This is a genomic window from Paraburkholderia gardini, from assembly GCF_907164545.1.
Taxonomy (GTDB): domain Bacteria; phylum Pseudomonadota; class Gammaproteobacteria; order Burkholderiales; family Burkholderiaceae; genus Paraburkholderia; species Paraburkholderia gardini.
Map to the genome: position 1 here is coordinate 58,355 of NZ_CAJQZB010000002.1, position 17,536 is coordinate 75,890.

The 17,536-nt window shown below is 65.2% G+C and carries 18 protein-coding genes; 11 read left to right on the plus strand and 7 right to left on the minus strand.

The window, feature by feature from the left end:
- Position 1: 1 nt before the first annotated feature.
- The 4 genes from LPA37_RS02135 to LPA37_RS02150 form a co-directional block, all read right to left on the minus strand.
- On the minus strand, positions 2-1,072 hold the full coding sequence (locus tag LPA37_RS02135) for a homocysteine S-methyltransferase family protein (protein ID WP_228977271.1): 1,071 nt from the start codon (positions 1,070-1,072) through the stop codon (positions 2-4).
- Between the two features lie 181 nt (positions 1,073-1,253).
- Complete coding sequence (locus LPA37_RS02140; RefSeq protein ID WP_228875410.1) at positions 1,254-1,511, minus strand: BTH_I0359 family protein; 258 nt, start codon at positions 1,509-1,511, stop codon at positions 1,254-1,256.
- A 251-nt stretch (positions 1,512-1,762) separates the two neighbouring features.
- Positions 1,763-2,920: a DUF3108 domain-containing protein gene (locus LPA37_RS02145; protein ID WP_229011269.1), complete on the minus strand. Its 1,158-nt coding sequence runs from the start codon at positions 2,918-2,920 to the stop codon at positions 1,763-1,765.
- An 83-nt stretch (positions 2,921-3,003) separates the two neighbouring features.
- Positions 3,004-3,852: an IclR family transcriptional regulator gene (locus LPA37_RS02150; RefSeq protein WP_229011271.1), complete on the minus strand. Its 849-nt coding sequence runs from the start codon at positions 3,850-3,852 to the stop codon at positions 3,004-3,006.
- Between the two features lie 242 nt (positions 3,853-4,094).
- On the opposite strand from LPA37_RS02150, the gene LPA37_RS02155 reads away from it, so the two are divergent.
- From LPA37_RS02155 to rfaE2, 6 genes are all read left to right on the plus strand, one after another.
- Positions 4,095-5,087 (plus strand): fumarylacetoacetate hydrolase family protein, encoded by a 993-nt coding sequence (locus LPA37_RS02155; protein ID WP_229011274.1) that lies wholly within the window; start codon positions 4,095-4,097, stop codon positions 5,085-5,087.
- A gap of 354 nt (positions 5,088-5,441) precedes the next feature.
- The gene (locus tag LPA37_RS02160; protein ID WP_228977530.1) at positions 5,442-6,560 is read left to right on the plus strand and encodes an ABC transporter substrate-binding protein; all 1,119 of its coding nucleotides are present in this window, start codon (positions 5,442-5,444) and stop codon (positions 6,558-6,560) included.
- Between the two features lie 71 nt (positions 6,561-6,631).
- The gene (locus LPA37_RS02165; RefSeq protein WP_228977283.1) at positions 6,632-7,486 is read left to right on the plus strand and encodes an enoyl-CoA hydratase/isomerase family protein; all 855 of its coding nucleotides are present in this window, start codon (positions 6,632-6,634) and stop codon (positions 7,484-7,486) included.
- A 132-nt stretch (positions 7,487-7,618) separates the two neighbouring features.
- Positions 7,619-8,434 carry a PhaM family polyhydroxyalkanoate granule multifunctional regulatory protein gene (locus LPA37_RS02170; RefSeq protein ID WP_229011276.1) on the plus strand — a complete coding sequence of 272 codons (816 nt, stop codon included), beginning with the start codon at positions 7,619-7,621 and terminating at the stop codon, positions 8,432-8,434.
- A 461-nt stretch (positions 8,435-8,895) separates the two neighbouring features.
- Positions 8,896-9,777 (plus strand): ferritin family protein, encoded by an 882-nt coding sequence (locus tag LPA37_RS02175; protein WP_228977286.1) that lies wholly within the window; start codon positions 8,896-8,898, stop codon positions 9,775-9,777.
- A 235-nt stretch (positions 9,778-10,012) separates the two neighbouring features.
- On the plus strand, positions 10,013-10,495 hold the full coding sequence (rfaE2, locus tag LPA37_RS02180; RefSeq protein ID WP_228977287.1) for a D-glycero-beta-D-manno-heptose 1-phosphate adenylyltransferase: 483 nt from the start codon (positions 10,013-10,015) through the stop codon (positions 10,493-10,495).
- A 43-nt stretch (positions 10,496-10,538) separates the two neighbouring features.
- Here the strand turns inward: rfaE2 and LPA37_RS02185 are convergent, their stop codons facing one another.
- Genes LPA37_RS02185 through LPA37_RS02195 form a run of 3 tightly spaced genes read right to left on the minus strand, consistent with a single transcriptional unit; the run spans position 10,539 to position 12,559 of the window.
- Positions 10,539-10,778, minus strand: a complete 240-nt coding sequence (locus LPA37_RS02185) for a hypothetical protein (protein WP_228977289.1) — start codon at positions 10,776-10,778, stop codon at positions 10,539-10,541.
- Between the two features lie 36 nt (positions 10,779-10,814).
- On the minus strand, positions 10,815-11,657 hold the full coding sequence (locus LPA37_RS02190) for a type III pantothenate kinase (RefSeq protein ID WP_229011277.1): 843 nt from the start codon (positions 11,655-11,657) through the stop codon (positions 10,815-10,817).
- A complete protein-coding gene (locus tag LPA37_RS02195; RefSeq protein ID WP_229011279.1) occupies positions 11,654-12,559 on the minus strand; it encodes a biotin--[acetyl-CoA-carboxylase] ligase in 906 nt (301 codons plus the stop codon). Before LPA37_RS02195 ends, LPA37_RS02190 begins: the two co-directional genes overlap by 4 nt.
- 136 nt (positions 12,560-12,695) lie before the next feature.
- Here LPA37_RS02195 and LPA37_RS02200 point away from each other — a divergent pair, with 136 nt between their 5' ends.
- The 5 genes from LPA37_RS02200 to LPA37_RS02220 are packed head-to-tail and all read left to right on the plus strand — an operon-like array spanning position 12,696 to position 17,532.
- The gene (locus LPA37_RS02200; RefSeq protein WP_228977293.1) at positions 12,696-13,829 is read left to right on the plus strand and encodes an MlaE family ABC transporter permease; all 1,134 of its coding nucleotides are present in this window, start codon (positions 12,696-12,698) and stop codon (positions 13,827-13,829) included.
- A complete protein-coding gene (locus LPA37_RS02205) occupies positions 13,826-14,704 on the plus strand; it encodes an ABC transporter ATP-binding protein (protein ID WP_228977295.1) in 879 nt (292 codons plus the stop codon). Before LPA37_RS02200 ends, LPA37_RS02205 begins: the two co-directional genes overlap by 4 nt.
- A gap of 16 nt (positions 14,705-14,720) precedes the next feature.
- On the plus strand, positions 14,721-15,683 hold the full coding sequence (locus LPA37_RS02210; RefSeq protein WP_229011280.1) for an MlaD family protein: 963 nt from the start codon (positions 14,721-14,723) through the stop codon (positions 15,681-15,683).
- 18 nt (positions 15,684-15,701) lie between these two features.
- Positions 15,702-16,343, plus strand: a complete 642-nt coding sequence (locus LPA37_RS02215) for an ABC-type transport auxiliary lipoprotein family protein (protein ID WP_228977299.1) — start codon at positions 15,702-15,704, stop codon at positions 16,341-16,343.
- A gap of 31 nt (positions 16,344-16,374) precedes the next feature.
- The gene (locus LPA37_RS02220; protein ID WP_229011282.1) at positions 16,375-17,532 is read left to right on the plus strand and encodes a VanZ family protein; all 1,158 of its coding nucleotides are present in this window, start codon (positions 16,375-16,377) and stop codon (positions 17,530-17,532) included.
- Positions 17,533-17,536: the final 4 nt, after the last annotated feature.

A 17,536-nucleotide genomic window follows, 5' to 3' on the forward strand; every position in this document is an offset into this window, starting at 1 on the left:
TTCAGGCCGCGTCGCGGTATTGCGTCGGCCACTTGCGCGGCTTGACGTCGGCCAGCGCCTTCGCGATCGCGGCGATGTGCTCCGGCGTCGTGCCGCAGCAGCCGCCCGCGATGTTCACGAGCCCCGCCTGTGCGAATTCCTTCAGCAGCCCCGACGTGTCGGCCGGCAGTTCGTCGAAGCCTGTATCGCTCATCGGATTCGGCAGGCCGGCATTCGGATAGCACGACACATACGTATCGCAGAGCTTTGCGAGCTCGGCGATGTACGGACGCATCAACGCCGCGCCGAGCGCGCAGTTCAGGCCGAACGTGAGCGGCTTCGCGTGACGCAGCGAGTTCCAGAACGCCTCGACCGTCTGGCCGGACAGAATGCGCCCGGATGCATCGGTCACGGTGCCGGAGATCATGACCGGCAGACGCTCGCCGGTGTTCTCGAACAGTTCGTCGAGCGCGAACAGCGCGGCCTTTGCGTTCAGCGTGTCGAAGATCGTTTCGACGAGGAACAGATCGACGCCGCCATCCAGCAGTGCTTTTGCCTGTTCGTAATACGCCGTGCGCAGCTCGTCGAAGGTGATGTTGCGTGCGCCTGGATCGTTTACGTCTGGAGAAATACTCGCGGTCTTCGGCGTCGGTCCGATGGCCCCCGCAACGAAGCGCGGCTTGTCCGCGCTCGAATATTTGTCGCAGGCCGCGCGCGCGAGCTTTGCCGATTCGAGATTCATCTCGATGGCGAGACTTTCCATGCCGTAGTCGGCCTGCGCAACACGGGTCGCGCCGAAAGTGTTGGTTTCGAGAATGTCTGCGCCTGCCGCGAGGTACTGCTCGTGAATCTCGCTGATAACCCGCGGCTGCGTGATCGACAGCAACTCGTTATTGCCTTTGATGTCGCGACCGTAGTCCTTGAAGCGCTCGCCGCGATAGCCCGCTTCATCGAGCTTGTAGCGCTGGATCATCGTGCCCATCGCGCCGTCCAGGATCAGGATGCGCGAATTCATGTGTTCTGGCAGGGCTCCGCCGCGCGTATAGGTCGCGGCGGAGCGTTCAGGAGCAACGGTTTGGGCAGGCTGGGTCATGGCTCGCAAGGCTTGCGCCTGAAAGATACGGTAAACGCATCATTGTAGCTGGAGCGGCATGGCTTTGCCCTTCAATGGGCGCGATGTCGTCTGGTGCGCGTTTGTTCCGCAGTAAAAGAAAAACCCCGTCCGGCATGCCGGACGGGGTTTCGAGGAGAGGAGTTGTCGCCCAGGCGACGTTTCAGTGAAGGATCACCGGTTGATGCATCAGGCTGTCGAACTGGCCGAGGAATTCGTCTACTTCGTCGAGCGACGGTTCTTCTTCAATCAGTTTCTGTACGTGTTCACGAAAGCGTGCCGCCATTGCACCATCAATGTAGATTTCGCGCTGCATGGTCTTGTCAACAATCTCGTAGCCACCGGAACGCATGGCGAGATGGCCGTCTTCCGGCGGGAACTCGACAACACAATAGTTGGGGCTGTTATAGATCATCTGCATGGCGACACTCCTTATATTTCCGTTGGCTCCAGGCCGTTCCTGCGCTGTAAATGGAGCATATGGTGTGGAATTCAAGGGGTGGACCCGGAGTAACGCGCGTGAAAGGTCCGGATCTACAGTTTAGACCCGGGTGGTGAGAAACGTTTCAAGTAACGCAGCAAAACGGTGCGATTGCGCAACGACGCAAGACGGGCGGGGCTTCTGTACCCGAAACGAAACCCAGGAATGGCATTTGCGCCAGCCTGCGTCACTCAGGGTTTTTCGATGGCGCCGCCGGGGCCGTCCGAAGGTGCGGACGGGTTGGCCGTGTTGTCGCTGTCCGGGTCTGGCGTGGCGGACGTACCGCGCCAGCGCAGTTCGATCTGCGTGCCGTTCGGTTCGGTCTGCACGAGCCGCGCAGGCAGCCAGCCGAGCGACGGCGCGAGCCATACATCGATGCGTCGCCGGTCGCCTTCGCGTCGCGGCAGGCGCATGAAGTGACGCGCCTCGACGTAGCCGCCCGGTATGCGCACGCTTTCGTCACCGATCGTCTCGATGGGCCAGATTTCGCCGCTGTCGTTGTCGGCGACATAGAACTCGCGCGTGACGCCAGGTTTGTACGCGGCAGGGTCACCGCGTACGAGACTCGCCAGTTGCATGACCATGCTGAAGCGATCCTGCGCGCCATCTGGCAGCGCCAGGGTGGTCGGCGTGCGCGTGAAGGCGATCTGTCTGTCGGCGTGATTGAAAATCGTCACGTCTTCGGCGCGATGGCCGCGCTTTTCGATGTACTGATCGGGTGCAATGCCAAACGCGTCGACATGGCCATGACTCGCGTACGTGAAGGTGCCGACAAACGGCAGCGGTACGGAGACGATCATCTCGTAGGTGTGCCCGTCGCTTGTCCAGTGGATCGTGCCGGGCTGGTTGCGCACACCGTTATAGAACGTGTCGTACTGCAGGTCGCCCGAAGGCGGCACGGAGAACTTCACGCCATGCGATGCCCCGGCGTTCCCGGTGCCCGATGCAGCGGTCGTGGCGCTCGCGACTCCGGTTGATGAAGCCGGCGATCCAGCCGATGTCGTTTCAGATGTAGCGGAAGCCGGCGCGCTATCAGCTGGCGCGGCTGTTACGGCATGCCTGGCTTCGGGACGTGTGATGGTCAGCACATGCTCACCGGGCGTGCGTGCAGGCGCGGGGTGAGCGGGCGCGGCGGGCTGCGGCGCAGCGTTCGCGGGCGCCTGCTCGACGCGTTCGGGCTTGAGCAGTGCGACCTGCACAGGGGCATGGTCTGGTTCGAGTGGTTGCGAGGCACTGCGATGACGCTCGATCCATTGCGCGGCGATCCAGTGCAACAGCACCACGACAAGCAGCACCGCGACCCAGCGCAACGCGCGCCTGCGCCGGTTCGCGGCTGGAGCGGGCGGCATGGCGCGCGGCGTACGTTCAGGACCGGAGGTGGGAGAGTGCGACAACATCGATGCGTGCGGGCCGGTGAGCGTCGGTTCGCCGGTCAGCGCGCATGCGCGCTGTAGCCCAGCTCATACGACAGTTTCCCCGCGCATTCGCGCATGGCCGTATCGACCGTTCCGTTCCAGCGGATATCGAACGCGCCTTCGTGTCCAAGCGCGATCAGACCCAGCGCGAGATCGCCGGTCGAGTCGAATACCGGCATGCAGAACGCGTGAATGGTGGGCAGCAGCATGCCTTCGACGCGCGCCGCGCCATGTTCACGCACATCGGCCAGTGCGGCCTCGACGTCATCGTGCGTGCGCGGTGTGTGTGCCCAGGTCGAGCGCCGCGAATCGGCAAGCTCACGCTCGATCATCGCGCCCGTCTTGCTGCGCGGAAGATAAGCGGCGAACAGCAGACCGGTTGCGGAACCGAGCAGCGGCATCACGTCGCCCAGCTTCAGCGACGCTTTCGCCGGATGACTCGACTCCATCCAGTGTACGACGGTCGGCCCCTGGTTGCCCCACACGGCGATGCCGACCGTGAAATCGAGCCGGTCGCGCATTTCGGCAAGCGCGATGCGCGCGAGCTTCACGCCGTCGACGCGCGCCAGTCTCGCGAGACCCAGCTGCAACGCGAAGCCGCCAAGCTCATAGCGTCCCGACAGCGGATCCTGCGCGACGACGCCGAGTCGCAGAAAACTCACCAGGTAGCGATGCGCCTTCGCCGGACTCATGCCGGCGCGCTGGGCGAGGTCGCGCAGCATCATCGCGCGCGGCTCTTCGGTCAGCACCTCCAGCAGGCGAAACCCGACCTCGATCGACTGGATGCCCGAACGCAGTTTTTCTTCGCCGGCTTCGTGCGTATCGGTTGCGTCGTCGTCGGTGGAGTCGATGGGGGTGGAATGCATTGCTCTGGCAGTGATGTCGGATGAAGTGGCGGCTGGCCGGTCATGTGAAGATACGGACAGGGCGCGCGGCACGCAGGCGGTAACGCGTGAAAACAGGCAACGGACGGTAGCAGACTTCCACCCGATGCACGCAACCGCAGCCCGACGCGTGAAGGCTCATGAAACACACACGTTTGGGCTGCGACGATTCACCATCGTAGAATAGATTCCTTCCATCGTCATCCACACTGCTGAAATCGCTTATGAAACTTGCCACGCTGAAGGACGGCACGCGCGACGGTCAACTGATCGTCGTGTCCCGCGACCTGCATACCGCGGCGATCGCGGACGCGATCGCGCCGACGCTCCAGCGCGTCCTCGATGACTGGGCCTTCTACGCGCCGCAACTGATCGATCTGTACGAGGCGCTGAACCAGGGGCGCGCCCGCAACACGTTCCCGTTCGATCCGAAGGCGTGCATGGCGCCGCTGCCGCGCGCGTTCCAGTGGGCCGACGGCTCGTCGTACGTGAATCACGTCGAGCTGGTGCGCCGCGCGCGCGGCGCCGAAATGCCGCCGGAATTCTGGACCGATCCGCTGATGTATCAGGGCGGCAGCGACGATTTCATCGGCCCGAAAGAAGATATCGTGTGCGAGTCGGAAGAATACGGCATCGACTTCGAGGCCGAAGTGGCCGTCATTACCGGCGACGTGCGCATGGGCGCAACGCCCGAGCAGGCCCTCAAGGCCGTGCGCCTCGTGACGCTCGCGAACGACGTTTCGCTGCGCAACCTGATTCCCGCCGAACTTGCCAAGGGCTTTGGCTTCTTCCAGAGCAAGCCGGCGACTTCGTTCGCACCCGTTGCCGTCACGCCCGACGAACTCGGCGAACACTGGCGCGAGGGGCGCGTGCATCGTCCGATGATCGTGCACTGGAACGGCAAGAAAGTCGGACAGCCGGATGCGGGCACCGACATGGTGTTTCATTTTGGCCAGCTGGTCGCGCACGCGGCAAAAACGCGCAATCTGCGGGCGGGCGCGATCGTCGGCTCGGGGACTGTGTCGAACAAGGACGCGAAGCGCGGCTATTGCTGTATCGCCGAGAAGCGTTGTCTTGAGACGATCGAACACGGCGCGCCGCAGACGGAATTCATGAAATACGGCGACACGGTGAAGATCGAGATGTTCGACGAAGCCGGCAAATCGATTTTCGGCTCGATCGACCAGTCGGTGGCGCCCGTCGAAGGGGCGCATTGATCTGCCTGAGGAAATCCCTGGTTTAGGCATGGTTCACGCCCGGGCAACCTTTCAGGAGGGTTTCGCCCGATTACGCCGCATGCAGGCGTCGCTACACTGGCATACGCGTTCGTTTGCACGGCCTTTGTGCCGTGCCTCGCGCGATGCCCGGGAATCCCCATCGAGGCGGCAACCATCTTGCATGGGACCGGAGTAACGCCAGGACAAAAAACACATTGCCACGGTGAGGAGACTTGCATGCGAATCCGGTCGTTCATTCCCAGATCCGGTCGTCCCCGGACGCAGGTTCAATCCGGCGGCCGCTCTGTCCCGGCTCGCGTTCTTCGACGGCTCGTGCTTGGGCTCGCCGTCTCGATGAGCGTCGCGCTTCCTGTCACAGCCGCGGCTCAGGTGAAGATCGGGCTGGTGCTGTCGCTGACGGGGCCGGCGGCCTCGCTGGGTATTCCTGCGCGCGACACCGTGGCGCTGTTTCCGAAAGAACTGGCTGGCCAGAAAGTCGAATATCTCGTGTTCGACGACGCGTCGGATACCACCCAGGCCGTCCAGAACACGAAGAAGCTGATCTCCGAAGAACACGTCGACGCCATCATCGGCTCGTCGATCACGCCGAATTCGCTCGCGATGATCGACGTGATCGCCGAAGGGCAGACACCGACGATCTCGCTCGCCTCGTCCGCGAAGATCATCGAGCCGGTGGACGCGAAGCGTCGCTGGATGTTCAAGACGCCGCAGACCGACGCGATGATGGCGTCGGCGATCGCGGAACACGCCAGCGAACACGGCGTGAAGACGATCGCCTATATCGGCCAGGCGGATGCGCTCGGCGAAACCTTTTACGCCGAAGTCGCGAAGTTCGCGCAACTCCACAAGATCACGGTCGTCGCTAACGAGCGCTTCAATCGCACCGATCCGGGCGTCACCGGCCAGATTCTCAAGATCATGGCGACGCATCCCGATGCCGTGGTCGTAGGCGCCGCCGGCACGCCCGCCGCGCTCCCGCCGAAGACACTGAAAGCGCGCGGCTACAAAGGCTTGATCTATCACAACCACGGCGTGGGCAATAACGACTTCCTGCGCGTGTGCGGCGCGGATTGCAACGGCACGTTCCTGCCCGCGAGCCCGGTGCTGGTTGCCGCGCAACTACCCGTCGACCATCCGGCAAAGCGACTCGCGCTCGACTACATCGCGCGTTTCGAGGCGCAGCACGGCGCGGGCAGCGTATCGGCGTTCGGTTCGTACACATGGGATGCAGGGCTGCTGCTGGGTAACGCCATACCGATCGCGCTGAAGACGGCGGCGCCTGGCACGCCTGAATTTCGCCAGGCGCTGCGCGATGCACTCGAGGCGACGCGCGATCTCGCGGACTCCAATGGTATTGTCAACATGAGCACGACTGATCACCTTGGCCTCGACCAGCGCGCCCGCGTCATGGTGGAGATTCGCGACGGCAAGTGGGTGTATCAGGCGCGCTGATGCGCGAACGTTCACCCTGGTGTTTCTCGTCGCCGCTTTCCGATACGAACCGTTCTACTGGATCGACCGTCATGTCTCACGATTCGCCAGATCAAGGCACACCGAATCCGGATTTCTACGCCGGGTATCACGCGCTGCGATTGCGGCGCCATCCGCACGGCATTCTCGAAATCGTGATGAGCGGCGAAGGTGCGAACAAAAGCGGCCTCGCGACCGCCGATGCTCACATGCATCGCGAGCTGGCGGATATCTGGCGTGATATCGACCGCGATCCGGAAGTGCGCGTCGCGGTGATCCGCGGCGAAGGAAAGGGTTTTTCGGCCGGCGGCGATCTCGCGCTCGTCGAGCAGATGGCCACCGATTTCGACGTGCGCACACGCGTGTGGCGCGAGGCGCGTGACCTCGTCTACAACGTGATCAACTGCAGCAAGCCCGTGGTTTCCGCGATGCACGGGCCGGCGGTGGGCGCGGGCCTCGTCGCCGGGCTGCTCGCGGATATTTCGATCGCGGCGAAGAGCGCGCGGATCATCGACGGTCACACGCGACTTGGCGTCGCGGCCGGCGATCACGCGGCGATCGTGTGGCCGCTCCTGTGCGGCATGGCGAAGGCGAAGTATTACCTGATGCTGTGCGAACCGGTGAGCGGCGAGGAGGCCGAGCGAATCGGGCTCGTGTCGCTCGCGGTCGATGAAAACGATCTGTTTCCGAAAGCCTTCGAAGTCGCGCGGAAACTCGCGGACGGTTCGCAGACGGCGATCCGCTGGACCAAGTACGCGCTGAACAACTGGCTGCGCTCGGCCGGACCGACCTTCGATACGTCGCTTGCGCTTGAGTTCATGGGCTTTGCCGGGCCCGACGTGCGCGAGGGTGTGAGCTCGCTGCGCGAGCGTCGCGCTCCTGACTTCAAACGCGGCGATCCGTTCTGATGCCGGTGGCCGCACCGCGTGACGTCCATGCGGCGCTGGTCTTCTGGCGCGCTGATACGCGCGGTATGATCGGACGAACCGGGCGCGGCATGGCCGCCGCGTCCCGCCACTTCAAGGTGCGAGGAGAAAACCATGACCGATACAACCGGCTCCACGCCGCCCTTTCCCGGCTTTCCGGGTTTTCCGCCCGCTGAAATGCTCGACCGGATGTGGGACATGATGCGGCTCACGCCCTTCGGCTCGGCCTTTCCTGGCGCGCAGGCCGGCGCGGTGCAGGGTTTGGGGCCGTCGCTTTCGATGATGTCGGACATGATGGCGCCGCTCACCAACGTCGAGGAACTCGACAAGCGCATTACCGACATGCGCGCCGTCGAGCAATGGCTGAAGCTGAATCTGAACATGCTGCAGTCGGCCATTCAGGCGCTCGAGGTGCAGCGCGCGACGCTTGCCACATTGCGGGCGTTCGGCGCGTTCGCGCAGTCGTCGATGAAGCAGGCGGCTGCCACATCGGATCCGGCGTCCCCGCCTTCGTCTTCGATGCCGTCGTGGATGTCGCATCCGGGTACGGCTACAGCAGGGCAATCCGGGGCCGCCGGAACGAAACCGAACGAGTCCGATGCAGCGAGCGAAGCCGCTGACGCCGGCCAGGCGCCGTCTTTCGACACCTCGGCGTGGTGGAACCTGCTGCAATCCCAATTCAACCAGCTGGCCCAGTTCGCGATAGCGCAGCCGGCCGCGGCGCCGGGTGCGACGGCCACCGCGGAAGACATGGCAGAAGCCGCGCACGGCACGGACGGGCCTGGCGTCGCCAGCGGTGCCGAGGCCACCCGCGAAACCATGCAGAAACCGTCTGGCGCGGCGAAGCGTCCGGCGACGAAGCGTGCGTCGTCGTCGAAAAGCGCAGGTGAAGGGCGCGGCGCGAAGAAGGCGCCCGCTTCAGGGGCCTGAACACGCATCCCCGTGCGGTTTTGCGCTCGCGCAATGCGCGGGCGCAAATAGCGGCGTCGACGCCACAATTGAAACCGGCGCCGACCGTCCCTTCCTCTGAACTGTCATGTGGCCCGTGCTATCATCCTGTAAGCTTTTTGGGCCCGTTTGCGCGCACTGAAAACAATGATTCGAGTAGCCCGAACCGCCACCGGCAAGGCCGGCAGGAGGTTCGGCGGTGCAGTCCGGCGCGGGCCGGTCCGACCCAGGCACGGTTTTTCCTCACCCACGGTCGACCGATTCAGGAACTCCGGTTTTCGCAAGTGCACATTTTGCCGTCGGCTTCTTTGCCAGACGGTGCATCTGAACGCCCGATTACCGCGTAAAATTGAATGATTCTCAGGTCGCGAAAGCGGGCTCCGGCTTGCTCGCAGCAAACAGATACAAACAGACGTCGCATTGCGCAGAACAGGGGTGGGACTATGAACACCATGCTTTATCCGGAACTTTATAAATCGCTCGAATCCGTTCGATGGGACATGGAGAAAGACATTCCATGGTCCACGTTCGATGCGTCGCTGCTCACCGATGAGCAGGCGGCAACGATCAAAATGAACGCGATCACCGAGTGGTCGGCGTTGCCCGCCACGGAAATGTTCCTGCGCGACAACCATCACGACAGCGATTTTTCGGCATTCATGAGCGTCTGGTTTTTCGAGGAGCAGAAGCATTCGCTGGTGCTGATGGAATACCTGCGCCGCTTCAAGCCGGAACTGTGTCCGACGGAAGAGGAACTGCACGCCGTGCGTTTCGAATTCGATCCGGCGCCGCCGCTCGAAACGCTGATGCTGCACTTCTGCGGCGAAATCCGCCTGAACCACTGGTATCGCCGCGCGGCTGAATGGCATACCGAGCCGGTTATCAAGCACATCTACGAAACCATTTCGCGCGACGAAGCGCGTCATGGCGGTGCGTATCTGCGTTACATGAAGAAGGCGATGGCGCAAACGGGCGATATCGCGCGTGCTGCATTCGCGAAGATCGGCGTGCTGATGGCCTCGGCGCGTCGCACGGAAAAGCCGCTGCATCCTACGAACCTGCACGTGAACCAGGCGCTGTTCCCGCGCGACACGATCCAGTCGCGTCTGCCGGATCCGGAATGGCTCGAGCGCTGGCTCGACGAACAGATCCGCTTCGATGACGGCTGGGAAAAGAAGGTCGTCGAGCGCATTCTGCACAACCTGTCGATCCTGTTCGAGCGCACGTTCACGACAGCGCAGGAACTGAACCGCTATCGCAAGGAAGTGGTGACGCGCCTGCAGGCGGAGCAGGGTGCCGGCGCGCCCCAGCAGCAACCGGCCTGACGCGTCGCGCTGCCCTGCTGCTGCGGTCGTTGCATGACGATCGCACCGGGTGCAGCCAGGAATCGAAACGGCCCGGCAAGCGCAAGCTTTCCGGGCCGTTGTTTTAGCTGCCGTCCAGATTTCTCGTTCAGTCCGGAACCGGGTCGCGTATTCTCACTTTTCAACGAACCTGCGTTATCGCGCGTTGCAATGGCAAGCGCGATCCTGTCGGGTTCTTCTTTCTGATTTCCTCGCCATGTCCGCCATTTTCGAACGCAAGATCATGACCCGCGACGCGCTCGCACAACTGCGTGCGTCGCTGACGGGGCCGGTGGTGTTCACGAACGGCGTGTTCGACATCCTGCATCGCGGGCACGTCACGTATCTTGCCGACGCGAAGGCGCTCGGTGCATCGCTGATTGTCGGTGTGAACAGCGATGCGTCGGTGCGCATGCTCGGCAAGGGCGACGACCGCCCGATCAACACCGAATCCGACCGCATGGCGTTGCTCGCCGCGCTCGAAAGTGTCGACTGGGTGGTGTGCTTCGAGGAGCAGACGCCGGTTGCGCTGATCGAAGCGCTGCGTCCGGACGTGCTGGTGAAGGGCGGCGACTACGACATGGATGTGCTGCCCGAATCCGCGCTGGTGCGCGGCTGGGGCGGCCGTGCGCTCGCGATTCCGTTCGAGCATGACCGCTCGACCACTGCGCTGCTCAAGAAGGTGCGTACGCAGGGCTGATGTCGCGGGCGGCGCCATCGGTGTGGATCGCGCTCCCGGGTGCTTACTGCGTCAACGCCGACGCCGCGATGGGCGCAGCGGGCGCCGGTTCGCCGACTACCGCCTGATCGGCGGCTTCGGCTGCTGTCATCGGTCGAATCTGTAGCGATTCGGCGTGAATCTGGCGGCTCACATGATTCGGCTCGCGCAGCCCGGCGGACGGCAACGGTCCGAACACGCCGCGCACGGCGGCAAACGCCAGCATGTTGGCAAGAAACAGGATGGCGATCAGCCAGCGCAGCATCGTCGGGTTCTCCGTCGGCAAGTAGTTTGGATCAGATCAGCGGTGTCCGGCGCCGCTGACTTCGGCAGCAATCAGCGCGAGACCGGACAGCACCAGCGAATCGTGGCGAGTATGCGGCACCTTGAGCGCCGCTGTCACCTCGTCCGCGGCGCCGCCGCCGGTCACGAGCCGAACGGGCACCTTCCACGCGTCGCTCAGGTCGTTCCACATGCGTTCGATCAGGCCCGCCTGCGCGAGCGCGCAGCCCGCCGACAGCGAGCGCGGCGTATCGGTCGCAAACGACGGCCCGCGGCGCTTGCCCGGGCCTTCACCTTGATCCAGCAGATCGCGGGCGGAGGCGGCATCGAGCGTCGGCAACTGCGCCGTGTGTTCGCCGAGCGAGCGCATCATCAACGACCAGCCAGGCGCGATCGCGCCGCCGACAAACGTGCCGTCGGCGCTCAGCGCTTCGAGCGTCGTCGCGGTGCCGAACGTGGCGATCAGGAGCGGTTCGCCGGGAAACGCCGCGTGAGCGCCGATCAGCCCGGCCCACCGGTCGCTGCCGAGCGACGCCGGCGTCGTATAGCCGTTGGTCACGCCGCACTGCTGCGCGACGGCGCGAATCGTCGTGCGCGGCAGTGCCGGCCAGTGCGCGTCGATCAGTCGCTCGATGCGCCGCGCGACAACTTCGCCCGCGACGTTCGAAATCCACGCACTTTCAGGCGCCGCTAGCGGTGATGCCGGTAACGCGGACCAGTCCGGATCGTCGGCGGACGCGTCGGTCTGGGGCGCGCCGTGTGCAAACGCGCCGCTTTGCAGCAACGTGCCGTCGCGTCGTACCAGCGCCCATTTGATGCGGCTGTTTCCCGCGTCGATCAGCAAAAAAGGCTGGTCACTCATGCGACCCCGTCGGCGAGACGCAGCGACACGTCGCCGGTCGAGATGGTCTCGCGGCCCGTCGCGGTATCGAGCAGCAGAAGCCCGTTGTCATCGACGCCTGCCGCGACGCCGCGCATCACCTCGACGCCCTGCTCGATCAGCACGACTTCGCGCCCGGCGTAACCGTGGCACGCGTTCCAGCGCGCGCGGAACGGCGCGAAGCCTTCGGCGGCGAAGCGCTGCAACGCCGGTTCGAGCGCGTTCAGCTCGGCCGCGAGCGTATCGGTGAGATTCGCGTTCGGCAGTGCGCGGGACAACGCGGTCGGCGTCGTGCCGCGCGTCTGCGCGGGGGCGCCAGCATTGAGCGCGCCGACTTTCGCCGCCAGTTCCTCAGCGCCTTTCACGTTGGTGCCGATACCTATGACGACCGCGCTCGCGTCCGCTGTGCTCCACGCCGTCTCGATCAGGATGCCGGCGAGCTTGTCGCCTTCGAAGAGCACGTCGTTCGGCCATTTCAGCGAGATCTGACCCGGCGCCGCGAGCGGCAGCGAGCGCAATCCGTCGACGAGCGCGACGCCGACCGCGAGGCTCAGCCCGGCCAGCCCTTCCAGCGGGCGCGGCAGCACGCACGCCACCGAGAACAGCAGCGCGTTGCCAGGCTCGGCGTACCACGGACGGCCACGCCGGCCGCGTCCGGCCGTCTGCAGATAGGCGACGCGGACCACCGGCCGCGGCAACGCATCGCGCTCGCGCGGCAGCGACTTAAGATGGGTCATCAGGTCGGCGTTGGTCGAGCCGGTTTCTTCGACGATGTCGATGGGCCAGTCGTGCGCGGCCGGTCCGAACAGCGTCACGGCGCGCGCCCGGTCGATGCGCCAGTCGCCGGCTGGCGCGGCATCGGGGGAAGGTGTGCGGGGATTCATGAGGCGTATTGTAGTTGTCCATCGCCGCAAGTGGGCGCGAGGGCGCAAGCGGACATAACGGAGTGCTCCCGGACCGCTCAAACGCAGCGCCTTCGTTACAATGGCCGCTGACTCCATCCAAGCGAACCCGCGATCCTTGAACTACGACACTCCGCCCGGCCTTGAAGTCGCGGCTGGCAGCCAGGGAAAGATCGTCCGGCTATCCGGCCAGTGGACGGCGCTTGCGCTCGCGCGCGACCGCCATCGCAGTGGCGTCGTGATCAGGCTGCACGCCCTTGCGACCGAGAAGATCGGCCAGTGGGACCTGTCGCGGGTCGACCGGATGGATCACGTCGGCGGCCAGGCGCTGTGGCGCGTGTGGGGCCACCGGATGCCCGCCGATCTCGTCGAGCTGAACGACACGCAGCGCGAAATCTTCCACCGCATCGCGCTGCTCGACCTGGCCCGTGAAAACCCCGACAAGGTCCAGCGCTTCGATCCGTTCACACGGCTGGGCCTCGCGATCTTCTCGTTCTTCGAGCACCTGTATGGCGGCATCGCGATGTTCGGGCGGGTCGTGCTCGATCTGCTCACCATCGCGCGTAACCCGAAGCTGATTCCATGGACCGAGATTTCAGCGAACGTCTATAACGCCGGCGCAAAGGCGCTGGCGATCACGGCGCTCGTCGCGTTCCTGATCGGCATCGTGCTCAGCTACCTCTCCGCGCAGCAATTGCGGCTCTTCGGCGCCAATCAGTTCATCGTCAATATTCTCGGGCTTGCGGTGATCCGCGAACTCGGGCCGGTGCTCTCGGCGATTCTGGTCGCGGGGCGCTCCGGTTCGGCGATCACCGCGCAGATCGGCGTGATGCGCGTCACCGAGGAACTCGACGCGATGCGGGTGATGGGCATTCCGCACGGCTTGCGGCTGATCCTGCCGCGTGTGCTCGCGCTCGGCATCGCGATGCCGCTGCTCGTGATGTGGACGAACATCGTCGCGCTGACGGGCGGTGCGCTCGCCGCGAAAATCGTGCTCGGCATCGACATGAGCTACTTCGCACGGGCGCTGCCGGGCGTGGTGCCGGTCGCGAACCTGTGGATCGGCCTCGGCAAGGGCGTCGCGTTCGGCATGCTGATCGCGATCGTCGGCTGCCACTTCGGGTTTCGCATCAAGGCGAATTCGCAGAGTCTTGGTGAAGGCACGACCACGTCGGTGGTGACGTCGATCACGATCGTGATTCTCGCGGACGCCGTGTTCGCGATCCTCTTTCAGAACGTGGGGCTCGGATGACCGCACCGCTCGCGACCGCTGTTCGTGACCAGCCGCTGCCGGAGATCGCCGAACCGGTCATCGAGGTCCACAATCTCACCAAACGCTACGGGCGCAACATCGTGCATCAGCATCTCGACTTCGAGGTGCGGCGCGGTGAGATCGTGTCGATCGTCGGCGGTTCGGGATCGGGCAAGACGACGCTCGTGCGGCAGATTCTCGGCCTCGAACGGCAGTCGTCGGGGACGATCAAGGTCTTCGGCGAAGACACCTCGAAGATCGAGCCGGAAGAGGCGCGCCTCATGCGCAGCCGCTACGGCATGCTGTTCCAGCAGGGCGCGCTGTTTTCGTCGCTGTCGGTGTTCGACAATATCGCGCAGCCGCTGCGCGAACTCGGCGACATTCCCGAAGACCTGCTGCGCGACATCGTGATGTTGAAGCTCGAAATGGTCGGTCTGCCGTGCAAGCACGCGTCGAAAATGCCGGCGGCGCTCTCGGGCGGCATGATCAAGCGCGTCGGCATCGCGCGGGCGATCGCGCTCGAACCGGAACTGCTGTTTCTCGACGAACCGACGGCCGGCCTCGATCCGCAGGCGTCGGAAGAATTCGTCGATCTGATCAGCACGTTGCATCGTGCGCTTGGGCTCACTGTCGTGATGGTCACGCACGATCTCGACACGATGGTCGCGCTTTCGACCCGCGTTGCGGTGCTGGCCGACCGCAAGGTGCTGGTCGCCGCGCCTGTCGAAGAGGCCGCGGGCGTCGATCATCCGTTTATCCGCGAGTATTTTCTTGGCCTGCGCGGCCGGCGCGCGCTGCAGGCGCTGCCGCCGGAACGACGCGCGAAGCTGCCCGCCGCCGCCCTCGAGCCGGCCTCGGCCGAAGTCCAGTTGTGAATCCGGGAACCTGACCATGGAAAACAAATCACACGCCTTCTGGGCCGGGCTCTTCACCGTTGTGCTGGTGGTCGCGGTCGGCATCGCGGCGTTCCTGTTCAACGTCGACCGCTCCGTGCGCGAACCGTACGACCTGATCGCGCGCACGAACGTGACGGGCCTCTTTACCGACGCCGCCGTGCGCTATCGCGGGCTCGACGTCGGCAAGGTGCAGTCGATCAAGTTCGATCACGACCATCCGGGGCAGATCCTGATCCGCATTCTGGTCGACCGGAACGCGCCGATCACGCATTCGACGTTCGGCAGCCTCGGCTTCCAGGGGGTGACCGGCATCGCGTTCATCCAGCTCGACGACACGGGCAAGGACCCGTCGCCGATGCCGTCGACCCCGAAGCAGATCGCGCAGATTCCGATGCATCCGGGGCTGCTCGACCAGTTGCAGAAGCGCGGCGACATCCTGCTGCGCAAACTGGAAGAGGTAGCGGACGACGTCGATGATCTGCTGTCGCCCGAAATGCGCGCGCAATTGATGTCGAGTGCGGCGAGCCTGCAGCACGCAGCGGACGGCGTCGCGACCCTGACGCAGCAGATGGCGCCCGTAGCGGGCAAACTGCCGTCGACGTTGAACCAGCTGGATCGCACGCTGGCCTCGACGAACCAGTTGATCACCAGCCTGAACCGGCCCGATGGCCTGTTCGAAGTCAATCTGAACAAGGTCGGCACGGCGGCGCAGCAGGCGGGGGTCGCGCTGACGTCGATCGACGAGACGGTGCAGGAGCTGTCGGCGCGCGTCGACTACGACACGCTGCCGCACGTGAACACGCTTGCCGACGACGTGCGCAGCGCCGCGCGCTCGGTCGACCGTGCCGCCGACACGTTCAGCAACAACCCGCGCAGCGTGCTGTTCGGCGCTGCGCCGGCCGCGCCGGGCCCCGGCGAGCCAGGCTTTACCTGGCCCGCGGCCCACGCCACGAAATGACTGACAAGGAACATTGAAATGCCACGCTCGTTCAGCCCTTTCCGGCACACACGCCGGTTTTTCCCGTCCGGCGCGGCGTTCGCGCTCGTGCTCGCGCTCGGCGTGCTGTCGGGATGCGCCGGCAATCCGGCGGCCATCTCCGATATCCGCTACGACTTCGGGCCACCGTCGCCGGCTGCGTCGGTGGGTCCGATGCCGGCCATCAAGGTGCTCGACGTCGAGGCGCCCGAAACGCTCGGCTCCGACAAGCTCAGCTACCGGTTGAGCTACAGCGACGCGCAGCAGCTCTCCGCGTACGCGAACAGCCACTGGACGATGCCGCCCGCGCAACTGCTGACGCAGCGTCTGCGTGCGGCGCTCAGTTCGCGCGGCGCCGTGCTGACGGGTGCCGACAGCGTGCGCGCGCCGGTGCTGAAGGTGGATCTGCAGGAGTTCGAGCAGGTGTTCGACGGCCAGGCGGAAAGCCACGGCGCCGTGACGGCCCGCGCCACGCTGTTCCAGGACGGCAAGGTCGTCGGCCAGCGCACGTTCGTCTCGCGCGCGCCGGCAAGTTCGCCGGATGCGGCGGGCGGCGCGCGCGCGCTTGCCGCCGCCAGCGATGAACTCGTCTCGCAGATCAGCGCGTGGCTCGGCGTGCAGCCGCTCGTCGCCGCGCAATGACCACTGCGCGGCGCATGTTCCGGAGCGCTGCATGTCGGTGAAGTCCTGGCAGCGCCGCCCGTCGGCGTTCGCAAGACAGGCGCTCGCGCTTTACACGGCCCTGATCGTGTACGGCTCGCTGTATCCGTTTGCCGGCTGGCGCTCGCTGGGGCTCGGGCCGCTTGATTTCCTGCTGGATCCGCTTCCGCAGTACCTCACTGCGTTCGACGTCGTCACCAATGTGCTCGGCTATATGCCGTTCGGCGCGCTCGTCGTGCTCGCGGTATATCCGCGCTGTCGCGGTGCGCTGGCCGTCGGCATCGCGTTCGTGCTGGGTGCGTGGCTCTCGGGCACGATGGAAGCCATTCAGACGTATCTGCCGACGCGCGTCGCGTCGAATCTCGACCTCGCCGCCAACGCGCTGGGCGCGCTCCTCGGCGCGGTGCTGATGGCGCCGGCGACCGGCCCGCTGCTCGATCGCGGCGTCCTCAGGCGCATGCGTTTCCTGTGGTTCCATCGCGACGCGGCCGCACTCCTCGGGCTCGCGCTGCTATGGCCGTTCGCGACGATGTATCCGGCGCCGCGCCTCTTCGGTATCGGCGACTGGCCGCGTGAATTATGGCTGCGCTTCGATTCGACGATGCAGGACGCGCTCCTCGCGTGGACGCCCGGGCGCTGGAACGTGCCGTCGTGGCCCGCGCACGTCGCCGCCTGGCTGCCCGACGATGCGTGGGAAGCCGTGATCACCGCGCTCAGCCTGTTCGCCGCGTGCGCGCTGGCGTCGCTGCCGATGCGCGACCGGGCGCCGCGCATCCGGCTGCTGCTGACGTTCGTCGCGGTGACGCTTTTCGTGAAAGTCGGCGCCACGTTCCTGCAGTCGCAGACCGGCCTCGCGTTCGACTGGGCGACGCCCGGTGCGCTGACCGGCCTGCTGTGCGGCGTGCTCGCCGGGCTGCTTGCGCTCAGCGTGCCGTCGGCGTGGCGTGCGGCGCTTGCGGCGCTCGCGCTCGTGCTGATGCTGGCGTTCGGCAACCTGCTGCCGGTGAATCCGTATTTCGACGTCGTGCTCGCCGACTGGCGTCAGGGCCGCTATCTGCATTTCAACGGCCTTGCACGCTGGCTCGCGTGGATGTGGCCGTACGCCGCGCTCGTGTGGCTGGCGTTTTCGGCCGAACGGGCGTGGTTCTCGCGGGGTCGCGCCAGCGGCTGACGGG